The sequence below is a fragment of the Thalassolituus oleivorans MIL-1 genome (assembly GCF_000355675.1).
GTDB lineage: Bacteria > Pseudomonadota > Gammaproteobacteria > Pseudomonadales > Oceanobacteraceae > Thalassolituus > Thalassolituus oleivorans.
Genome location: NC_020888.1, coordinates 128,879 through 146,497 on the forward strand (window position 1 = coordinate 128,879; position 17,619 = coordinate 146,497).

General features: G+C 48.5%; 18 protein-coding genes. 13 read left to right on the top strand and 5 right to left on the bottom strand.

The annotated features are described in order from the left end of the window. Positions 1–48: 48 nt before the first annotated feature. Together dprA and TOL_RS00575 are read right to left on the bottom strand one after the other, a co-directional pair. Positions 49–1,317, bottom strand: a complete 1,269-nt coding sequence (dprA, locus tag TOL_RS00570; RefSeq protein ID WP_015485312.1) for a DNA-processing protein DprA — start codon at positions 1,315–1,317, stop codon at positions 49–51. Positions 1,318–1,341: 24 nt separating this feature from the next. Next, entirely contained in the window at positions 1,342–2,400 is a 1,059-nt protein-coding gene (locus tag TOL_RS00575) for a LysM peptidoglycan-binding domain-containing protein (protein WP_015485313.1), read from the bottom strand. Between the two features lie 116 nt (positions 2,401–2,516). On the opposite strand from TOL_RS00575, the gene def reads away from it, so the two are divergent. The 11 genes from def to TOL_RS00630 all read left to right on the top strand — a co-directional run bounded on the left by def (position 2,517) and on the right by TOL_RS00630 (position 12,814). Further along, positions 2,517–3,038 (top strand): peptide deformylase, encoded by a 522-nt coding sequence (def, locus tag TOL_RS00580; protein ID WP_015485314.1) that lies wholly within the window; start codon positions 2,517–2,519, stop codon positions 3,036–3,038. A 3-nt stretch (positions 3,039–3,041) separates the two neighbouring features. Continuing rightward, positions 3,042–3,992 (top strand): methionyl-tRNA formyltransferase, encoded by a 951-nt coding sequence (gene fmt / locus TOL_RS00585; protein ID WP_015485315.1) that lies wholly within the window; start codon positions 3,042–3,044, stop codon positions 3,990–3,992. Continuing rightward, positions 3,989–5,344, top strand: a complete 1,356-nt coding sequence (gene rsmB, locus TOL_RS00590) for a 16S rRNA (cytosine(967)-C(5))-methyltransferase RsmB (protein ID WP_225666480.1) — start codon at positions 3,989–3,991, stop codon at positions 5,342–5,344. The genes fmt and rsmB overlap by 4 nt, the downstream gene beginning before the upstream one ends. 52 nt (positions 5,345–5,396) lie before the next feature. Further along, a complete protein-coding gene (gene trkA, locus TOL_RS00595; protein WP_015485317.1) occupies positions 5,397–6,770 on the top strand; it encodes a Trk system potassium transporter TrkA in 1,374 nt (457 codons plus the stop codon). 11 nt (positions 6,771–6,781) lie between these two features. Beyond that, complete coding sequence (locus tag TOL_RS00600) at positions 6,782–8,230, top strand: TrkH family potassium uptake protein (protein WP_015485318.1); 1,449 nt, start codon at positions 6,782–6,784, stop codon at positions 8,228–8,230. 156 nt (positions 8,231–8,386) lie between these two features. Continuing rightward, the gene (locus TOL_RS00605; RefSeq protein WP_015485319.1) at positions 8,387–9,874 is read left to right on the top strand and encodes a SulP family inorganic anion transporter; all 1,488 of its coding nucleotides are present in this window, start codon (positions 8,387–8,389) and stop codon (positions 9,872–9,874) included. Positions 9,875–9,910: 36 nt separating this feature from the next. After that, entirely contained in the window at positions 9,911–10,762 is an 852-nt protein-coding gene (locus TOL_RS00610) for a universal stress protein (RefSeq protein ID WP_015485320.1), read from the top strand. Between the two features lie 78 nt (positions 10,763–10,840). Then, positions 10,841–11,449, top strand: a complete 609-nt coding sequence (locus TOL_RS00615) for a sigma-70 family RNA polymerase sigma factor (protein ID WP_015485321.1) — start codon at positions 10,841–10,843, stop codon at positions 11,447–11,449. Further along, positions 11,446–11,643, top strand: a complete 198-nt coding sequence (locus TOL_RS00620) for a zf-HC2 domain-containing protein (RefSeq protein ID WP_015485322.1) — start codon at positions 11,446–11,448, stop codon at positions 11,641–11,643. Before TOL_RS00615 ends, TOL_RS00620 begins: the two co-directional genes overlap by 4 nt. Before the next feature lie 100 nt (positions 11,644–11,743). Further along, positions 11,744–12,127, top strand: coding sequence for an HvfA family oxazolone/thioamide-modified RiPP metallophore (locus TOL_RS00625; protein WP_015485323.1), 384 nt, complete (start codon positions 11,744–11,746; stop codon positions 12,125–12,127). Positions 12,128–12,196: 69 nt separating this feature from the next. After that, positions 12,197–12,814 carry an HvfX family Cu-binding RiPP maturation protein gene (locus tag TOL_RS00630; RefSeq protein WP_015485324.1) on the top strand — a complete coding sequence of 206 codons (618 nt, stop codon included), beginning with the start codon at positions 12,197–12,199 and terminating at the stop codon, positions 12,812–12,814. A gap of 26 nt (positions 12,815–12,840) precedes the next feature. On the opposite strand, the gene TOL_RS00635 is transcribed toward TOL_RS00630, so the two are convergent. Then, the gene (locus TOL_RS00635) at positions 12,841–13,746 is read right to left on the bottom strand and encodes a lysophospholipid acyltransferase family protein (protein WP_158505899.1); all 906 of its coding nucleotides are present in this window, start codon (positions 13,744–13,746) and stop codon (positions 12,841–12,843) included. A 135-nt stretch (positions 13,747–13,881) separates the two neighbouring features. Between TOL_RS00635 and TOL_RS00640 the strand changes: the two genes are divergently transcribed. Beyond that, entirely contained in the window at positions 13,882–15,528 is a 1,647-nt protein-coding gene (locus TOL_RS00640; RefSeq protein WP_015485326.1) for a response regulator, read from the top strand. A 19-nt stretch (positions 15,529–15,547) separates the two neighbouring features. Continuing rightward, complete coding sequence (locus TOL_RS00645) at positions 15,548–16,207, top strand: sensor histidine kinase (RefSeq protein WP_015485327.1); 660 nt, start codon at positions 15,548–15,550, stop codon at positions 16,205–16,207. Between the two features lie 11 nt (positions 16,208–16,218). Here TOL_RS00645 and rsmD read toward each other — a convergent pair whose 3' ends face one another. Next, positions 16,219–16,773: a 16S rRNA (guanine(966)-N(2))-methyltransferase RsmD gene (gene rsmD / locus TOL_RS00650; RefSeq protein WP_015485328.1), complete on the bottom strand. Its 555-nt coding sequence runs from the start codon at positions 16,771–16,773 to the stop codon at positions 16,219–16,221. After that, positions 16,770–17,534 carry a hypothetical protein gene (locus TOL_RS00655; protein WP_015485329.1) on the bottom strand — a complete coding sequence of 255 codons (765 nt, stop codon included), beginning with the start codon at positions 17,532–17,534 and terminating at the stop codon, positions 16,770–16,772. The genes rsmD and TOL_RS00655 overlap by 4 nt, the downstream gene beginning before the upstream one ends. Positions 17,535–17,619: the final 85 nt, after the last annotated feature.

The following is a 17,619-nucleotide window of genomic DNA, read 5'->3' on the forward strand; positions in this document are numbered from 1 at the left end:
TGAATTTCAACAAGAGCTGCGGTGTAAGTGGCAGGTGAAGTTGTTTCTTTATTTGATTCTGGCGTAGCCGCCGGGCTGTTGCTGTAACCAACCATCGAGTTCTAATTGTAATAATTCGGGCAGTAAGCGTGCCATCTGCAGATTCGAGCGTATGGCAATAAGATCAATGCTGGTAGTAGTGTAATCAATGCAGGTCACTAATTCGGGTACTTCTGCTGCGTTTTGGCTGTTACTCGTTACATCGACCGACTCTGCGACACGAGGCGCTTTGGGTTTGGCCTTCGGCGCTGGTGATTTAACTCGTAACGCTTCGCGTAACGTAATAGTTTCGGTTTCTACAAACTCAGTGTTGGCTTGATCGTTTTCAAATAAAGGGGACTCTAGCTCAAGGCTTTGTTGTTCCGCGTTTGTTTGTGGGGCGGGAATATCTAGCCCAAGTTCACCCAGCACGTCATTTGCGTTCTCAATGAGAGCGGCGCCTTCACGAATAAGCTGGTGTGGGCCGCGACTCAATGGATTGCTGACCACGCCGGGTAAAGCAAATACTTCACGTCCTTGCTCTGCGGCTAAGCGTGCGGTGATCATAGTGCCACTTTTAATGTCGGCTTCGACCACAATGGTTGCTAGCGTCATGCCGCTGATGATGCGATTACGTGATGGAAAGTGACGAGCTTGCGGTGTAACCCCCGGAGCAAACTCGGATAACAACATGCCTTGATCGCAGATGCGATGGGCTAAACCAAGGTGACGTGCCGGATAGATTTGATCTGGACCGCTGCCCAGAACGGCAATGGTACTTCCGCGCCTTACTGCGCCTTCATGAGCTTCGCCGTCGATACCTAAAGCCAGACCACTCACCACTGTAATCCCAGAAGCTGCAAGTTCCGCAGCGCACTCTCGTGCCCATTGGCGTCCATAGGGGGTTGGGTGTCGGCTGCCCACCATCGCAATCATGGGACGCTGCAGCGCTTGAACATTACCGCTGTAATATAAAAAGGTGGGAGCGTCTCTCAAGCTAGCTAACGCCTCTGGATAGTCTTTCGTACCCACCATGAGTACACCACTACCGCTTTGGCGGCGCCAGTTTAATAGGTTATCTAGGCCGTTACTTAGGCTCTCATCGAATTGCCAGCGTTCAATCGCTGTATCGCTTAATCCCAAGGAGCGTAACTGTTGACGGTCGCAGCGTAATAGGGCGCGTGGACTACCGAGTTGATCTAGGAGTTCATTGGTGGTGACGGTGCCAAAACCGGGCAGTTGTCGCAGTCGCCACCACGCAGAGATGAGTTCATCCGTTAACAGCTCATCCATGAGCATGATGTTCTCCAAATTTCATATTTTTTACTGTTTTGGTGAATTGAACATGTCACCAACACGCAGAGGACGAACCGCACGCATAATTAACGCATATGACATTTTGTCGAACACGCGGAATACCATCATGCTGCCTGCTTCTTCGCGTGGCAGACGTACTTTTTCTTTCGCTTCACGGTCGTAAACCATGACACCTGCTTTTTCGATCAGTAGAACCGAACCTTGCTCTAAACCATCACGTTTGCCGCGGTTTAAAACAACCACGTCGTATTGGCCAACCTGCGACACGCCACCAGAAACGGCTAGAATGGTACCGATTACTTCTTGTGCGGGAGCCTTGGGAATGAAGCTCGAAGCCAGAGAGCGATCCTCAGTTTCTAATAAGCGGTCACCAACGGCGACTTGTTGATTGGTTTTTTCTAGCATCAAGGTCATGATGTCGCCTTCGGTTTTAGTAACACGACCTAAACCAATATCGGTAGCTTCCAGACCTAAAATTTCGTCGGTTTCAGGATCTTTATAGACCTGACCTTTACGGAAAATGCTGTATGCAGAAGCGACTTGATCGACTTTGCCGCGGGCATAAATAGCAGAGCCCGCGCCCATCAATAAGTGCTCATCTACGCCAGAAATAACGTGTGGAGCCGCTGCTAATTCTGCTGGATCAACTACGCGGTGGTTGCGTAGAAAGCCGCGAATTGCATCCATTGGAATGGCTGGGATTGCAGATTCTATGGGCTCTACACGGGCGGTTGCCATGAGTTTGACGTCGCCAGGAGATAGCTTCACTGTGCGGCTAGTATCACCACGTTGGGTTACACCAACGCGTTGTTGACCGCCGACCGTAATGAGACCGATTTCATCGCCTGGATAGATAAGGTGAGGATTCTCGATTTGCGGGTTGAGATACCAAATCTCGGGCCACTGCCAAGCTTCATCGGTAAAGCGTTCGGAGATGTCCCAAAGGGTGTCGCCCTTCTGAACTGTGTAGCGCTGAGGAGCGTCCGTTTTCAGGTCTAACGCTATGGCTGTGGTCGAAAGACACATCAAACCAGCAATTAGAAGGCGTTTGATGGTTTTGCTCATCCTGTATTCCCTTTATTATTGGCGTATCGGGTGATTTATATGTTCTGAGTATCGCTGCATGGCAGCAATCTTAGCAAGTCACAACCACTTTGTTCTATAAGCACAGCATATCTCTTATGGCCATACTTGAAATACTTGAATATCCAGACCAACGTTTGCGTACCGTTGCCAAGCCGGTAACAGAGTTCGACAACCGCATTCATCGCATTGTCGATGATATGTTCGAAACCATGTACGATGCACCGGGCATTGGCCTCGCTGCATCTCAGGTTGATATCCACGAACGTATCATTACCATCGACGTGTCGGAAGAGAAAACCGAGCCGTTGGTCTTTATTAACCCTGAAATAACGGTTTTAGAGGGTGAAATGGAGACTATGCAGGAAGGTTGTCTCTCTGTGCCAGGCTTTTACGAAGATGTGACACGGGTTGAGCATTGTTTAGTGAAAGCATTTGATCGCAATGGCGACGCCTTTGAAATGGAATGTCGCGGTCTTCTGGCGGTATGCATTCAACACGAAATTGACCATCTCGAAGGTAAGTTGATGGTCGATTATATTTCGCCTCTCAAGCGCAATCGCATCAAAGATAAGCTCGAAAAGAAGCACAAACTCGAAGCCCGTCAGGGAAAACGCTAAACCATGCCATTACGAATTGTTTTTGCCGGTACGCCGGATTTTGCCGCTGATCATTTACGTGCGCTCGTTGCTTCTGAACACGAAGTTGTGGCCGTTTATAGTCAGCCAGATCGCCCAGCAGGGCGCGGTAAAAAATTACAGCCAAGCCCGGTGAAGCAAGTCGCCCTTGAGCATGATATCGCTGTTTATCAGCCGTTAAATTTCAAACAAGAAGCCGATATCGCCGATCTGCGAGCGCTTAATGCGGATGTGATGGTCGTGGTTGCCTATGGGTTGTTACTGCCACAAGCGGTACTGGATGCGCCGAAGTACGGCTGTTTGAATGTGCATGCCTCCTTGCTGCCACGCTGGCGTGGTGCTGCACCCATTCAACGCTGCATCGAAGCGGGTGATAAAGTCACCGGCATTACCATCATGCAAATGAATGCGGGCCTAGATACCGGCGATATGCTGGCGAAAATCACGACCGGAATTTTTGCTACGGATACCGGTGGTAGTTTGCACGATAGATTGGCGCAGCTGGGGCCTAAGTCAATGCTGGCGGTATTAGCGGATGTTGAAGCCGGCACATTAAAGCCTGAAGTACAGAATAATGGACTTGCTTGTTATGCCCACAAGCTGAGTAAACAAGAAGCCTTGATAGATTGGTCGCAATCGGCCGAAACCCTCGCATTGCGCATTCGTGCGTTTAACCCTTTTCCTATGGCCTATACCCTGCTTGGCGACGAGCGTATTCGGGTGTTAGCTGCTGAAGCACGAGACTCTATGACAACTCTACAACCCGGAACCATTGCCAGCGTTGCTAACGAAGGCATTGATGTTGCCTGTGGTGAAGGGACTTTGCGCTTAACGCAAGTGCAGTTGGCGGGCAAAAAAGCTATGTCGGTAGCCGATGTAATTAACGGCCAACCTAAGTTATTTCAGCCTTTGTATGTATTGGCGGCTGACCTTTGAGCGGCGATCACTCGCCTTGGTCGAAGGCTGAAAGCAAGTCGACAACCGTATTGAGCGCTCGCGTTGCTGCTATTCATGCGGTATTGGGAGTAATGCAAGGGCAGTCGTTGAATCAGCTATTGCCTCCATTAGAAGCGCGCGTGGACGCTGCTGATCGTGGCTTTTTACGCGACTTAGCACTCGGCAGCTGCCGGCATTACTTTCGTTTGAACGCCATTACTAAAATGCTGCTGAAACGTCCGTTTGGCGAAGAAGATCAAGATCTGCACGCTCTGATGATTGTTGGTTTATATCAGCTCGAAATTCAGAAAAAAGCGCCTCACGCGGCTGTGCATGCCACGGTTGAGAGTTGTGAAGAGTTAGGCAAGGGCTACGCTAAATCGGTCGTGAATGCCTGCTTGCGCCGCTATGCGCGCGAGTATGAAGAGCTGCGCCCACCACTGGACGACAATCCCGTTACTGCAACTAGCCATCCTAAGTGGTTAGTGAAAATGCTGACCAAAGCTTGGCCTGAGCAATGGCAAAACATTCTTACTGAAAATAACGAACGCCCACCGCTATGTTTGCGAGTTAATCGTCGTCACGGCAGCCGTGATCAGTATTTGCAGCGTTTGCAGGACGCCGGTATCGAAGCCAGCTCAGCCCCGTACTCAGCCGACGGAATTTATTTAGTCGAGAGCTGTGATGTGACCGCGTTACCGGGTTTTGCGGACGGTGATTTCAGTGTGCAAGACGAAGCTGCTCAGCTAGCAGCGTCGATATTGGCTCCGCAAGATGGTGAACGTATTCTTGATGCTTGTGCCGCTCCGGGGGGTAAAACTTGCCATATTCTGGAATACGCCAATGCAGACGTGACGGCGGTTGATCTAGAAGAAAAGCGTTTGCCGCGTGTGCACGAAAATTTAGCGCGCTTACAACTCAGCGCTAATGTCGTCTGCGGTGATATGTGTGCGATAGAGTCATGGTGGGATGGTCAGCAATACGATGCCATTTTGTTAGATGTGCCTTGCTCAGCTACTGGTGTGATTCGTCGTCATCCTGATATTAAGTTGCTGCGTCGCCGTGAAGACATTGAGCAATTGGCATTGGTGCAGCAGGCGGTACTAGCCAGCGCATGGGCAATGCTCAAGCCCGGTGGCCGTTTGTTATATGCCACTTGCTCGGTGATGCCAGAAGAGAACAGCGAGCAAATTCGTCGATTTGTTGCTGCGAATGCCGATGTAACACTAACAACGCTGGACAAAGACTGGGGAACGGCCTGTAATGCCGGGCGTCAGCTGTTTCCACAGCGTTTGGGGCATGACGGTTTTTACTACGCCTTGTTAGTTAAGCAAAAGGCTGCAAAAGCATAAGTGATTGTTACTTGATAATTCATAAATCGGGCCGCAAAGGCTTGGGAATCGTATGAAAATCATTATTTTGGGAGCCGGCCAGGTAGGCGGCACATTGGCAGAAAACTTAGCCAATGAACAAAACGACATTACCGTGATTGATACCGATCAGGTGCGGTTGCGTGAGTTAGCGGATCGTATTGATATCAAAACCGTATACGGCCATGGCTCGTATCCACAGGTGATGCGTGATGCTGGGGCGGATGATGCTGATATGTTGGTAGCGGTCACTAACTCTGACGAAACCAACATGGTGGCCTGTCAGATTGCTTACACCTTGTTCCGTACACCGACCAAGATCAGTCGTATTCGCTCGAATGCTTACCTTAAACAACCTGAGTTGTTTAAGAATGATGCCTTCCCAATCGACGTTTTGATTTCGCCAGAGCAAGTCGTTACTAACTACATCAGCCGTTTACTGCAGTACCCAGGTGCATTGCAGGTACTCGACTTTGCTGATGAACGCGTGCAGTTAGTGGCCGTGAAAGCCTATTACGGCGGGCCACTGGTGGGTCAAGCCATTCATACGCTGAAAGATCACTTACCGAATATCGACGCACGAGTAGCTGCGGTATTCCGCCGCAATAAGGCGATTGAGCCTACCGGCGATACTGTGATCGAGGCCGATGATGAGGTCTTCTTCGTTGCTGCGCGTGCGCACATAAAAAAGGTAATGAACGAGCTTCGTCGTGCGGAAGATTCGTACAAGCGCGTCATGATCGCTGGTGGCGGTAACATTGGTTATCGCCTCGCTAAGACGCTCGAAAAAGATTACAAAATGAAGTTGATTGAGCACGATGAAGAACGTGCCCGCTATTTGAGTGAGAACCTAACCAGCACGGTGGTGTTATTGGGTAGTGCTACCGATAAGGCGTTGCTGGAAGAAGAAAATATCGAGAATACCGACGTCTTTTGTGCTCTGACCAACGACGATGAAGTGAATATCATGTCGTCTTTACTGGCGAAACGCTTGGGTGCGCGCAAGGTCATGACTCTGATTAACAAAGCGGCTTATGTCGATTTAGTGCAGGGAGGCATGATCGACGTTGCTATTTCGCCTCAGCAAGCAACGATTGGTAGTTTGCTTACTCATGTGCGCCGAGGTGATGTAGTTAATGTTCACTCATTACGTCGCGGTGCTGCAGAAGCCATTGAAGCGATTGCCCATGGCGATAGCCACTCATCTAAAGTGGTTGGGCGGCGGATTAAAGATATTAGTTTGCCACCGGGTACGACCATTGGTGCAATTGTGCGTGGTGAAGAAGTTATTATGGCCACGTCGGATGTGGTTGTGGAATCAAACGACCATGTGATCTTGTTCGTGATGAATAAGCGTCATATCTCGGATGTTGAGCGCTTGTTCCAAGTCGGTCTTGGCTTCTTCTAGGATACGATGGCATGCACTTGACTGTTATAGCGCGCGTTCTTGGCATTTTCTTGATGCTCTTCAGTTTGACCATGTTGCCGCCGATTTTGGTGTCGATGTGGTACAACGATGGCGCGACACAAGCCTTCTCTATGGCAATGGGGCTTATTTTCGGCATCGGTTTTTTATCTTGGATGCCGGTACGCTTTGTGCGCCAAGAATTACGTACCCGTGATGGCTTTTTAATTGCCGCTTTATTCTGGTTCACCTTAGGCTTAGCGGGTACCTTGCCCTTTATCTTGGCTGAAGATCCCGGTTTAAGCTTTGCCGACGCGTTTTTTGAGTCGCTTTCCGGTTGGACTACGACTGGTGCGACGGTAATGACAGGGCTTGAATACCTGCCAAAATCGATTCTTTGGTATCGCCAACAGCTGCAATGGCTCGGTGGTATGGGGATTATCGTATTGGCCGTTGCCATTCTGCCGATGTTAGGCATTGGTGGTATGCAGTTATTCCGCGCAGAAATGCCTGGGCCACTGAAGGACTCGAAACTGACGCCACGTATTACCGAGACGGCTAAAGCTCTGTGGTATATCTATTTGTCGTTAACCATCGCATGTGCATTGGCTTATTGGCTCGCGGGTATGAATACCTTTGATGCCATCGCTCATAGTTTTTCTACGGTTGGCATTGGTGGTTTCTCTACTTACGACGCCTCAATGGGGCATTTTGATAGCCCACTAATCGAAATGATCGCAGTATTTTTTATGCTGGTAGCGGCGCTAAACTTCTCTCTGCACTTTTATGCGTGGCGTAATCGCTCGATTACGCACTACTGGCGTGATTCTGAGGTTCGTTTTTTCACCTTCATTATTATCGGTGGAATCATCATTACTATTACCGCACTCTGGCTTACCGATACCTATGGCATTACCGAATCGATTCGGTATGGCATTTTTGAGATGGTATCCGTCGCTACAACCGCTGGATTTGCCACTGCCGACTTCTCTGGCTGGCCGGTATTTTTACCCGTGATGTTGTTCATGGCAGCATTTATCGGTGGCTGCGCGGGTTCAACCGGAGGCGGTATGAAGGTTATCCGTGTGCTTCTGGTGTACAAACAGGGTGTGCGTGAAATCCGTCGTTTGATTCACCCGAATGCGATTATTCCAGTGAAGTTAGGCCGCATGCCGGTCAGTGATCGTATTTTAGAATCGGTTTGGGGCTTCTTTGCTCTCTATGTTGTTACTTTTATGGTGATGATGTTAGCGCTTATGGCCACTGGCTTGGATCAAGTCACCGCCTTCTCAGCGGTAGGTTCGTGCTTGAATAACTTAGGTCCAGGTTTAGGTGACGTTGCTGTTCACTATGGGGGGATCAGCGATACCGCTAAATGGCTATTGGCATTAACCATGTTGTTAGGCCGTTTGGAAATTTTTACCTTGTTGGTGCTGCTCAGTCCAACGTTTTGGCGTAGTTAAGTACGACCGCTTTCGTACACTGGGGGGATTGGTTGTCATACCTACTCACCCCCGTATAATGCCGCTCTATAGCGAATCCTTGCCCTCAGTGGGCGTAATCTTGTTGCCAGCGCACTGCATTGCGTTTGGTTGCTTGTCATTTAGGTTACTCACGTCATGTTAAACAGTATCAAACGCGATTGGCTTGCCAATATTCGCGGTGATTTATTGGCCGGCACTGTGGTTGCGCTGGCTTTGATTCCTGAGGCTATAGCCTTCTCTATTATTGCCGGTGTCGATCCTAAAGTTGGTTTGTACGCGTCATTCTGTATCGCGGTCATCATCTCTTTTGTTGGTGGTCGTCCAGGTATGATTTCGGCGGCTACTGGTGCGATGTCTTTGTTGATGGTGACTTTAGTTAAGGATCATGGCTTAGAGTATTTGTTGGCTGCATCCTTGTTGACGGGGGTTATTCAAATTCTGGCGGGCTATTTAAAGCTGGGCGATTTAATGCGCTTTGTCTCGCGTTCTGTGGTTACCGGCTTCGTGAATGCGCTGGCGATTTTGATCTTTATGGCGCAGCTGCCTGAGCTTACCGATGTTACTTGGCACGTCTATGCCATGACGGCGGGTGGATTGGCCATCATCTATTTGTTCCCATACGTACCTAAGATCGGAAGCTGGTTGCCGTCACCGCTGGTTTGTATTTTGGTTATTACTGCGATTGCTATGATCTGGGGAATTGACGTGCGCACGGTTGCAGATATGGGCGAGTTACCCGATACCTTGCCGATCTTTTTATGGCCAGATGTACCGCTGACGCTGGAAACCTTGTGGATTATCCTACCGTATTCTGTCGCGCTAGCGGCTGTCGGTTTGCTGGAGTCTATGATGACGGCGACGATTGTTGATGAATTAACCGACACTGAAAGTGATAAAAACCGTGAGTGTAAGGGGCAAGGTGTTGCCAATATTGGTTCGTCATTACTTGGCGGGATGGCGGGCTGCGCTATGATTGGGCAGTCGATTATTAACGTTAAGTCTGGTGGTCGTGGGCGTTTATCAACCTTTTTTGCAGGTTTCTTATTGCTCATTATGGTGGTGTTCTTAGATGAGTGGATCGGCCAGATTCCAATGGCTGCTTTAGTAGCGGTTATGATTATGGTGTCGATCGGTACCTTCTCTTGGGAATCTTTCCGTAATCTAAAACAACATCCGTTATCGACCAATATCGTGATGATTTCAACGGTTGTTGTGGTGGTCGCGACTCACAACTTAGCATTAGGTGTACTGGTGGGTGTGTTATTGGCCTCACTGTTTTTCGCCAATAAAATTGGCCGCTTTATGGTGGTTAAACAGGAGCAAGTTAATGCCGAAGAACGTGTTTATCGCGTGGTCGGGCAAGTTTTCTTTGCTTCATCCGATGCGTTTGCTAAGTCGTTTGATTTCCGTGAAGTGGTTACCCGCGTAACGATTGATTTAACGCATGCGCATTTTTGGGATATCACGTCAGTATCAGCACTGGATAAAGTGGTGATCAAGTTCCGTCGCGAAGGTGCGGATGTTGAGCTAATTGGTTTAAATGAAGCCAGTGCCACGATTGTTGATCGATTTGGTGTACACGACAAACCAGAAGAAGTAGAAAAGCTGTTAGCTGGCCACTAAGTCGTGGCTACCGCTTAAATAACAAGGATAACAATAATGACTCAGATCGTAGCGTGTATTGATGGATCGGTAATGTCGGGTGCTGTGTGTGATGCGGCTGCGTGGGCAAGCCAACGTGCGCAGGCGCCACTGAAGTTATTGCATGTATTGGAAAAAAACGATGTGCCAGCGGCAGCCACGCTAGCCGGTAATATCGGTTTAGGTAGTCGTGAAAATCTGCTGTTGGAACTAGCAGAGTTAGATGAAAAGCGTAATAAATTGGCGCTTGAGCATGGTCGCGACTTATTAGACGACGCTGAAATACGCAGTAAGGCCGATGGTGCGATCGCAGTCACTAAACAGCAGCGCCATGGCCACTTGTTGAATACTTTAATAGAAGGCCAAGATGATATTCGTCTGCTGGTAATAGGGCGCCAAGGCAATAGTCATAAGCCGTTAGCGCACACGATTGGTAGTCATCTGGATGATGTGATTCGTAGTTTGCACAAGCCCATTTTAGTAGCGATGAACGATTTTAAAGCGCCGCAATCATTTATGGTGGCTTTCGATGGTAGTGAAACAGCACAACGAGCCTTAGATGCTTATGCCAACAGCACTGTGCTTGTGGGTTTGCCGTGTCACCTTGTTATGGTTGGTCACGATGATGAAGCGCATCAGCAAAAATTAGAGTCTGCGGCAGCCTTGCTGCGTAGTCGCGACTTTGAGGTTACTGTGGCGCGTTTAAGCGGCGACGTACAATCGGCTTTAGCGGCTTATCAAGTGCAGCACGACATTGGGTTGATGGTGATGGGTGCTTACGGTCATTCTCGTATTCGTCAGTTTTTTGTGGGTAGTCATACGCGCAAAATGGTAAGCGAAAGCCAAATTCCCCTGTTGCTACTGCGTTAATCGAATTCGCCAGTTATCGAGGATGACTTTTATGGCTTGTTCGGTGTCTGATGCCAACTTACTTGTTGGAGAGCTCGGGTGACGGATGATTTTTTGCAGGTGGGTGAGCGCGAAGTTGGTGAGTTACGTCAGCAGATGCTGGCGTTTACTCGGCTGCAATTAGCTAATGATTTCGCTGCTGAAGACATTGTGCAAGAAGCGCTTGCCGGCGCTTTAAAAAACGCGGCTTCCTTTACGCGCCAAGCGAACTTAAAGACTTGGGTCTTTGCCATCCTAAAACACAAAATAACCGATCATCTGCGTCGCCAGTATCGTGAGCCACAGCAAGACTCATTAGATGAGTGTAAGAATTGTGGTCATTCAGACGACCAAATATTTAATAACGAATTATTTGATGATCGTGGCCATTGGCATGCGGATGCAAAGCCGCAGCGCTGGGGAGATGCCGATCGAATGGTTCATGATGAGCAATTTTGGCGAGTGTTTGATACGTGTTTAGCTGGATTACCGCCGGAGCAAGGTCGAGTATTTATGATGCGCGAATTTATTGAACTGGATAGCGACGAGATTTGCGCTGCGCTGCAGTTAAGTACCAGCAACCTTCATGTGTTGCTATACCGTGCACGTTTACGATTACGTGAATGTTTAGAAGATAGCTGGGTCAAGGCTGGAGAGAAAAGATCATGATGAATTGCGAACAAGCCACTCAGCTTTTATCCGTCGGTATGGAACGAAAGCTAAAGTTAAAGGAGCAAGCAGAGCTGAAAATGCATCTTCTGATCTGCTCCGGCTGCCGTCAATTTGCTCAGCAAGTGCAGCAACTGCGTACGATTATTCGAGCAACTAAAGATAGCTCTGATAAGCCGGAAGAAAAAAAATAAAAAAAGTGTAAGAAACCTCAGGCTCTCGCGATTAAGTAAATACCAGAACCTAAATACGCCTTGTGCGTCTGGCCACTTAATCCGAATAGAGAGTCTGATCATGAAAAAAAATACTAGCACCCTAACGTCTGCTTTAACCGCTTCATTGTCTGCAGCTGTTCTTCTTGGCGCTTCTGCCGCATCATTTGCTGCAGAAAATCCATTTGCCTCACAAGCCTTATCGGCAGGTTATCAGGTGGCTGAAAAAGCCGGTATGGAAGGTAAGTGTGGCGGTAAGTCAGAAGCCGAAGGCAAATGCGGCGGTAAATCAGAAGCCGAAGGCAAGTGTGGCGGCGACAAAGCAAAGAAGGAAGGTAAGTGCGGCGGTAAATCAGAAGCCGAAGGCAAATGCGGCGGTAAATCAGAAGCCGAAGGCAAGTGTGGCGGCGACAAAGCAAAGAAGGAAGGTAAGTGCGGCGAAGGTAAGTGTGGCGCTGCTAAATAATTGAGCATTTGGCTTAGTCAATGATGACGCACGGAGCTTGCCTCTGTGCGTCATTGATAAGGAATATCTATGAGTTTTTTGGTTGAGCAGTACCGTCATATCCAAGCGGTTGGACAGCGTTTACAGTACCTAGATGGCTTGCCGCCATTGCTACTGCGCTTGTATCTTGCACCGATTATGATGCAGGCAGGATGGAATAAGCTGTCGCATTTTTCCGATACTGCAGCGTGGTTCGGTAATCCAGATTGGGGGTTGGGTTTGCCTTTTCCTGAGCTGATGGCGGCGCTAGCAACGGGTACAGAATTAATCGGCGGGGCTTTATTGGTGGTTGGCCTTGCTACACGCTGGGTGAGTATTCCTTTGCTATTCACCATGCTGGTTGCTGCGTTTTCAGTGCATTGGGAAAATGGATGGTTGGCGATTGCTGATGGTAGTAGTTGGTTGGCAAATGATCGCGTACTTGAGGCAGGAGAGCGTTTAAGCCGCGCCAAAGATATTCTGCAAGAATACGGCAATTACGATTGGTTAACGGGTCGTGGTAGCGTGGTGATTTTAAATAACGGTATTGAATTCGCCGCTACTTATGCACTTATGTTGTTGGTGTTGATTACTAATGGTGGTGGTCGCTACACCAGCATTGATTATTGGATTGCGCGGTTTGCGGGAGTGTTACCAGCAAAGCGCTAAGCGCTTGCTGGTATCGAGCTGGATTGTTACGGTACTTTTGCTTCCGAATAGGGGTTCTTTTGCCCTTCGGGCCGACGCTTAAAGCGTTTGTAAGTCCATTGATACTGAGCTGGTGCTATCTTAATTAACTCTTCAATGGATTGGTTCATTGATGTGGCGCAGGTGCGGGCATCGTCGGAGTAAATACCGTCTTCCGCAGCGGTAAAATACAAATCAAAGCCTTCGGCATTAGGGAGTCGCTTGGCAAACGCGTAGATCACTTGTGCACCTGTTTTTTGAATCATTTCATACGGCAATTTCGGCGTCAGGGTTTCTACTCCCATAAAAGGCGCGAATACTCCGCTTTTTAGGCGGGGTTCTTGATCAGGTAAGAAGCCGACTGTGCCACCTTGTTCTAACACAGAAAACAAGGCCGCAACGCCGTCTCTGGTGGTAGGAACAAGCTTACAGCCAACGGTTTCTCGGCGCTCCACCATCCACTCATTAAAAACTGGGCTTTTAGCTGGACGGTACATGATAGTGACAGGGCACTTGCTGGAAATGTAATTGTTCAGAATTTCCCAGTTGCCCAAATGTGGAGCTAATATCAGTAACCCGCGCTTATCTTTGATACCTGCTTCGACCAATTCCTCTCCGTATACAGTACGAACCAGTGCTAATCCTTTGGCCGTTTCATAACCCCACATAGGGCCCATTTCGGCGCCGATCATGCCATTTTGAATTAGGGTTTCTTGCACTAACAGATCACGCTCTTCAGCCGACTTGTTTGGGTATACCAAGCCTAAGTTTACGCGTGCAACTTCGCGGGCACGAGTGCGACGCCCCCAAAGATAGATCCCGACTCGATGACCAATCTTCTGAGCCGTGGGTAGTGATACTCGTCCGAGCAGCTTGATCACGGCGATCATTAAGTAACCAATTATATTTTTCACGAACATGCCTCTTTAGCAGAAGATGGAAGTTTACGGTTTAGTGACAAATGCGCAAGGTATGACACAGTTTCCATTCCCTCCGGTAGTCTGCCATAGCTCTGCTACACTGAATTTGAATAAAAACATGGCCTTAATATGCTCAATCTTGAAAATTCACTCAGCACTAAACGTATTCTCATTGTCGACGATCTAGTGCAAGCCAGATCGTCTCTAAAGAATATGATGGGCATTATTGGTGCGCAGCGGATAGATACCGCCACCGATGGCCGCGAGGCTATGGAGTTGATTCTAGAAAATGATTATGACCTTGTACTGTCTGACTACAATCTAGGTAAAGGCAAAGATGGTCAGCAAATATTGGAAGAAGCGCGTTTCTCCAATCGCTTAAAGGCAACGGCACAATTCATATTGGTTACTGGTGAAAATGCGGTCGAACGCGTAATGGGCGCATTGGAATATGAACCGGATGCCTATATCACCAAGCCATTTACTCTCAGCATGTTGCGCGAGCGCTTAAAACGTATTTTTCACACCAAAGAAGAGCTGCGTCCTATTAATGAAGCGATTGATAATGGTGACATTAATCAAGCCATTGAAATAGCGAACTTCTTGCTGGAAAGTAAGCCACGTTTATTGCTGCCGGTGTCGCGTATTCTGGGCAAGTTGTACATGCGCGAAGAGCGCTACAACGAGGCCATCAAAGTTTACTCGCAGCCACTAAATACCCGTATGGTGTCATGGGCGCGGCTAGGTCAAGCCATCTGTTTACATCACTTAGGCGACTCCCGCAGCGCGCTTGCGCTGATAAAACAAACGTTGGTCGACTATCCCATGTATGTGCAATGCCACGATTGGGCTGCGCGTATTTTATTGGCGTTGGGCCAGCCAGCGGAGGCCCAAGAGCAGCTGGAGTTAGCAGCGGCGATATCGCCGCGTGCCGTGTTGCGCCAGATGGAGCTTGGCTATTTAGCGTCGCAGAATGGTGACCACAAAATAGCCGAAGCGGCTTTTGAGCAGTCGATCCGATTGGGTCGTCACTCCTGTTATAAAACGTCAGGTAATTACCTGCAATTTGCCCGCGAACTACAACACGGTCTGAGTGCCGAGAAAACACGAGACAACATCAATCTGCGTAATAAAGCATTGCGTGCAATTGATGAGTTACGTCAAGAGTACTCGGGTCATGTTTCGATAATGTTCGATACCAGCATTGTTGAGAGTAAAACGTACGTGGCGGTTGCTGAAAGCGACAAAGCCAAAGGGGCGGCGGATCGAGCTGAGAGTTTACTTGCGCGAATTCAAGCGCCGACTCCAGATCAACAGTTGCAAATGACAGAAGCCTTTATTGATGTTGGGGAGCACATCAAAGCTAAAGATTTGATAAATACCATGCGCGACTCACAGGCGAGCAATCTGGCTCAAAATGCGTTGGATAAATTACGTGCATTAGAAGATAAGCTCAATGCAATGACGATTCGAGAACATACCGCCAAGTTAAATGCTGAAGGTGTGTCCTTGTATGAGCAAGGTAAGTTGGTTGAAGCCATCGCCGTGTTTGATCAAGCGGTGAAATACGATGAAGTTGGCGTTAGCGTGTTACTTAATGCGATTCAGGCCAAGGTCAGTCATATTGAACGCAGTGAGTTAGATATACGTCAGTTAAAAGATTGTTACGCACTTTTTAAACGTATTGGGACAGTTGGTCATTTGGATGAGCGTTATGATCGTTATGACCGACTAAAGACCACCTGTATTCGCTTAAAGCGAGCTGCTGGCGTATAGCGTTCAGGGCGGGGGAATTATGAAGTTCGAACAATTAGCCGCGGCGGTTATCCACGATGTGAAAAACCAGCTGCAGTCTTTGATGGACGAAGAGCAGTTAGCACTAGAGCAATTGCCTGCTCAATACCGCAGTATTATTGAACCTATTTTACAACGCACTAATCGGCTGAAGAATGATGCTCTGCAACTGGTGATCCTATTTCGTCTTGGTCAAAATCGTCCATTTCCTATGGACGATGCTTGGCTTCGAGATAGTGCTAACGATGCCATCGAGGCCTCGTTGATCCAATTTCCAAGCGTACGATTAATTAATGAAATTGACGAAGACTGTCAGGGCTTTTACAACGAAAACTTAATTCACCTCGCTTTGATGACCCTTATTACTAATAGCGTCCAAGCCGGAGCTACGACGGTTACACTGAAAGGTGAAGAGATTGATCAGGCATCTGGCGGGGTGCGTATCCAAGTGATAGATAATGGACCTGGATTTTCTAAAAGTATGTTGGACAGCCAAGGCGAAAGTGCCGATGAAGTTTCCAGCCATACTGATGGCACCGGCTTGGGTTTATATTTTGTGAAGCTAATTGTCGATCATCATAAAGCGCCCGCTTTGGGCACTTCTGTAGTGCTGAGCAACAATGCCAAGAAAGGCGCTTGTGTAACGCTCAATTTACCGTAGCACTTAATCGCTTAGGGCTCCTCGACTTCAAACAAGCGAAAGTAAAATTCCTTGGTGTTTTTACATTTCAATTCCTGCCATTTGTCAGGAAATTGCGGTTTCAGTGTCGCTTCATGCTCTACGTAGATTAACGCGCCGGGCAAGAGCTGCAGGCTATCGAGCGCCGGTTGTAATAGGTTTTTCCCGAAAGGGGGGTCAAGAAATACCAGATCAAAGGGTTCTGGATTCTGCGTTAGCCACAGCAAGGCGTCGCCAGCCCATACCTGCGCATTGCTAGCGCCTAAGGTCTGTAAGTTTTCTTTCAATTGCACTGCGGCAGCAGGATGCTTCTCTAAAAAAATAACCTCTTTTGCGCCGCGCGATAGCGCTTCGAATCCAAGTGCACCGCTACCTGCAAAGGCGTCCAATACGCGACAGCCCTCTACGTCATGTTGCAACCAATTGAACACGGTTTCGCGCACGCGATCCATCGTTGGGCGTAGACCATCGATTGCAGGAAAGCGTAAACGACGAGAACGCCATTCGCCGCCAATGATACGAAGTTGATGATGCGAAATTTTGCTCACAATGATTCCGGTGTCACTATTTTTGCCATGCAGTCTTGGTAATCGGAGGCCGCCGTCTTTTGGCTTTCACCCAGATCCCGATACAGTAAGCTGAAGAAGTTATTAGGCAGCGAATGGTAGGCAAGATCTGCTTGAATGTCGACTTGTCCGGCATCGCTAAACCATAAGTCGCGTAGCTCACTGCTTTGTTGAATACGGAATGCCTGCCATTGACTGCGATCAGGTAAAGCGTTGGTAGCAGCAGATGCTAATGCCCATGATTGCTGTTGTGCTGCACTAAACCAGCGTGCACCTGCCGGATAGAGCTCTAAGCACGCATTGGGTTGGTGTTGCGTTAGCGGGCGTAAGGCCAGCGTCCTAATGGCATAAGCAGCAGCGGTTTGTAGGCTGCGTTCATCAAGCGGGCCTTGGATAAACAAGATACCTGCACGATTGGTTGGGGCGTCTTTCAGTTGTTCAATGAGTAACTGTGCCCACTGATCTAACGGTAATTCACTGTCGATATCGACTGGCGCTGAGAATGATTCGCCCTCCATGCGTACTTTAACGACGACGTTCTCGCTACGAATGTTTTGCCAATAAAGCCAAGTACCTTCGAGGCTTTGCCATGCGTGCCAAGGGCGTTCAGATAGCGGTGCTTGATTAAGCGCGTCGAGTGGTGTGTCTTCCGGATTTTGATGAGCTAAGTTGATCCATGCAATCAAAGCAAGACAACCTAGTACTATTACGTTGAGGGTTGTTTTGCTGAAACCTTGCAGCATTTTCGGGCTCCAAAAAACAAGACATGGAAATACGCTAGTTGCGTTAGTTTAGTGATAGGATATTGCATCCTAAGTAAGATCAGTT

What these genes read in the sequence shown, in the direction of transcription:
- dprA (WP_015485312.1), bottom strand. Translation starts at nt 1,317, where the DNA reads ATGCTCATGGATGAGCTGTTAACGGATGAACTCATCTCTGCGTGGTGG.
- TOL_RS00575 (WP_015485313.1), bottom strand. Translation starts at nt 2,400, where the DNA reads ATGAGCAAAACCATCAAACGCCTTCTAATTGCTGGTTTGATGTGTCTT.
- def (WP_015485314.1), top strand. Translation starts at nt 2,517, where the DNA reads ATGGCCATACTTGAAATACTTGAATATCCAGACCAACGTTTGCGTACC.
- fmt (WP_015485315.1), top strand. Translation starts at nt 3,042, where the DNA reads ATGCCATTACGAATTGTTTTTGCCGGTACGCCGGATTTTGCCGCTGAT.
- trkA (WP_015485317.1), top strand. Translation starts at nt 5,397, where the DNA reads ATGAAAATCATTATTTTGGGAGCCGGCCAGGTAGGCGGCACATTGGCA.
- TOL_RS00600 (WP_015485318.1), top strand. Translation starts at nt 6,782, where the DNA reads ATGCACTTGACTGTTATAGCGCGCGTTCTTGGCATTTTCTTGATGCTC.
- TOL_RS00605 (WP_015485319.1), top strand. Translation starts at nt 8,387, where the DNA reads ATGTTAAACAGTATCAAACGCGATTGGCTTGCCAATATTCGCGGTGAT.
- TOL_RS00610 (WP_015485320.1), top strand. Translation starts at nt 9,911, where the DNA reads ATGACTCAGATCGTAGCGTGTATTGATGGATCGGTAATGTCGGGTGCT.
- TOL_RS00620 (WP_015485322.1), top strand. Translation starts at nt 11,446, where the DNA reads ATGATGAATTGCGAACAAGCCACTCAGCTTTTATCCGTCGGTATGGAA.
- TOL_RS00625 (WP_015485323.1), top strand. Translation starts at nt 11,744, where the DNA reads ATGAAAAAAAATACTAGCACCCTAACGTCTGCTTTAACCGCTTCATTG.
- TOL_RS00630 (WP_015485324.1), top strand. Translation starts at nt 12,197, where the DNA reads ATGAGTTTTTTGGTTGAGCAGTACCGTCATATCCAAGCGGTTGGACAG.
- TOL_RS00640 (WP_015485326.1), top strand. Translation starts at nt 13,882, where the DNA reads ATGCTCAATCTTGAAAATTCACTCAGCACTAAACGTATTCTCATTGTC.
- TOL_RS00645 (WP_015485327.1), top strand. Translation starts at nt 15,548, where the DNA reads ATGAAGTTCGAACAATTAGCCGCGGCGGTTATCCACGATGTGAAAAAC.
- TOL_RS00655 (WP_015485329.1), bottom strand. Translation starts at nt 17,534, where the DNA reads ATGCTGCAAGGTTTCAGCAAAACAACCCTCAACGTAATAGTACTAGGT.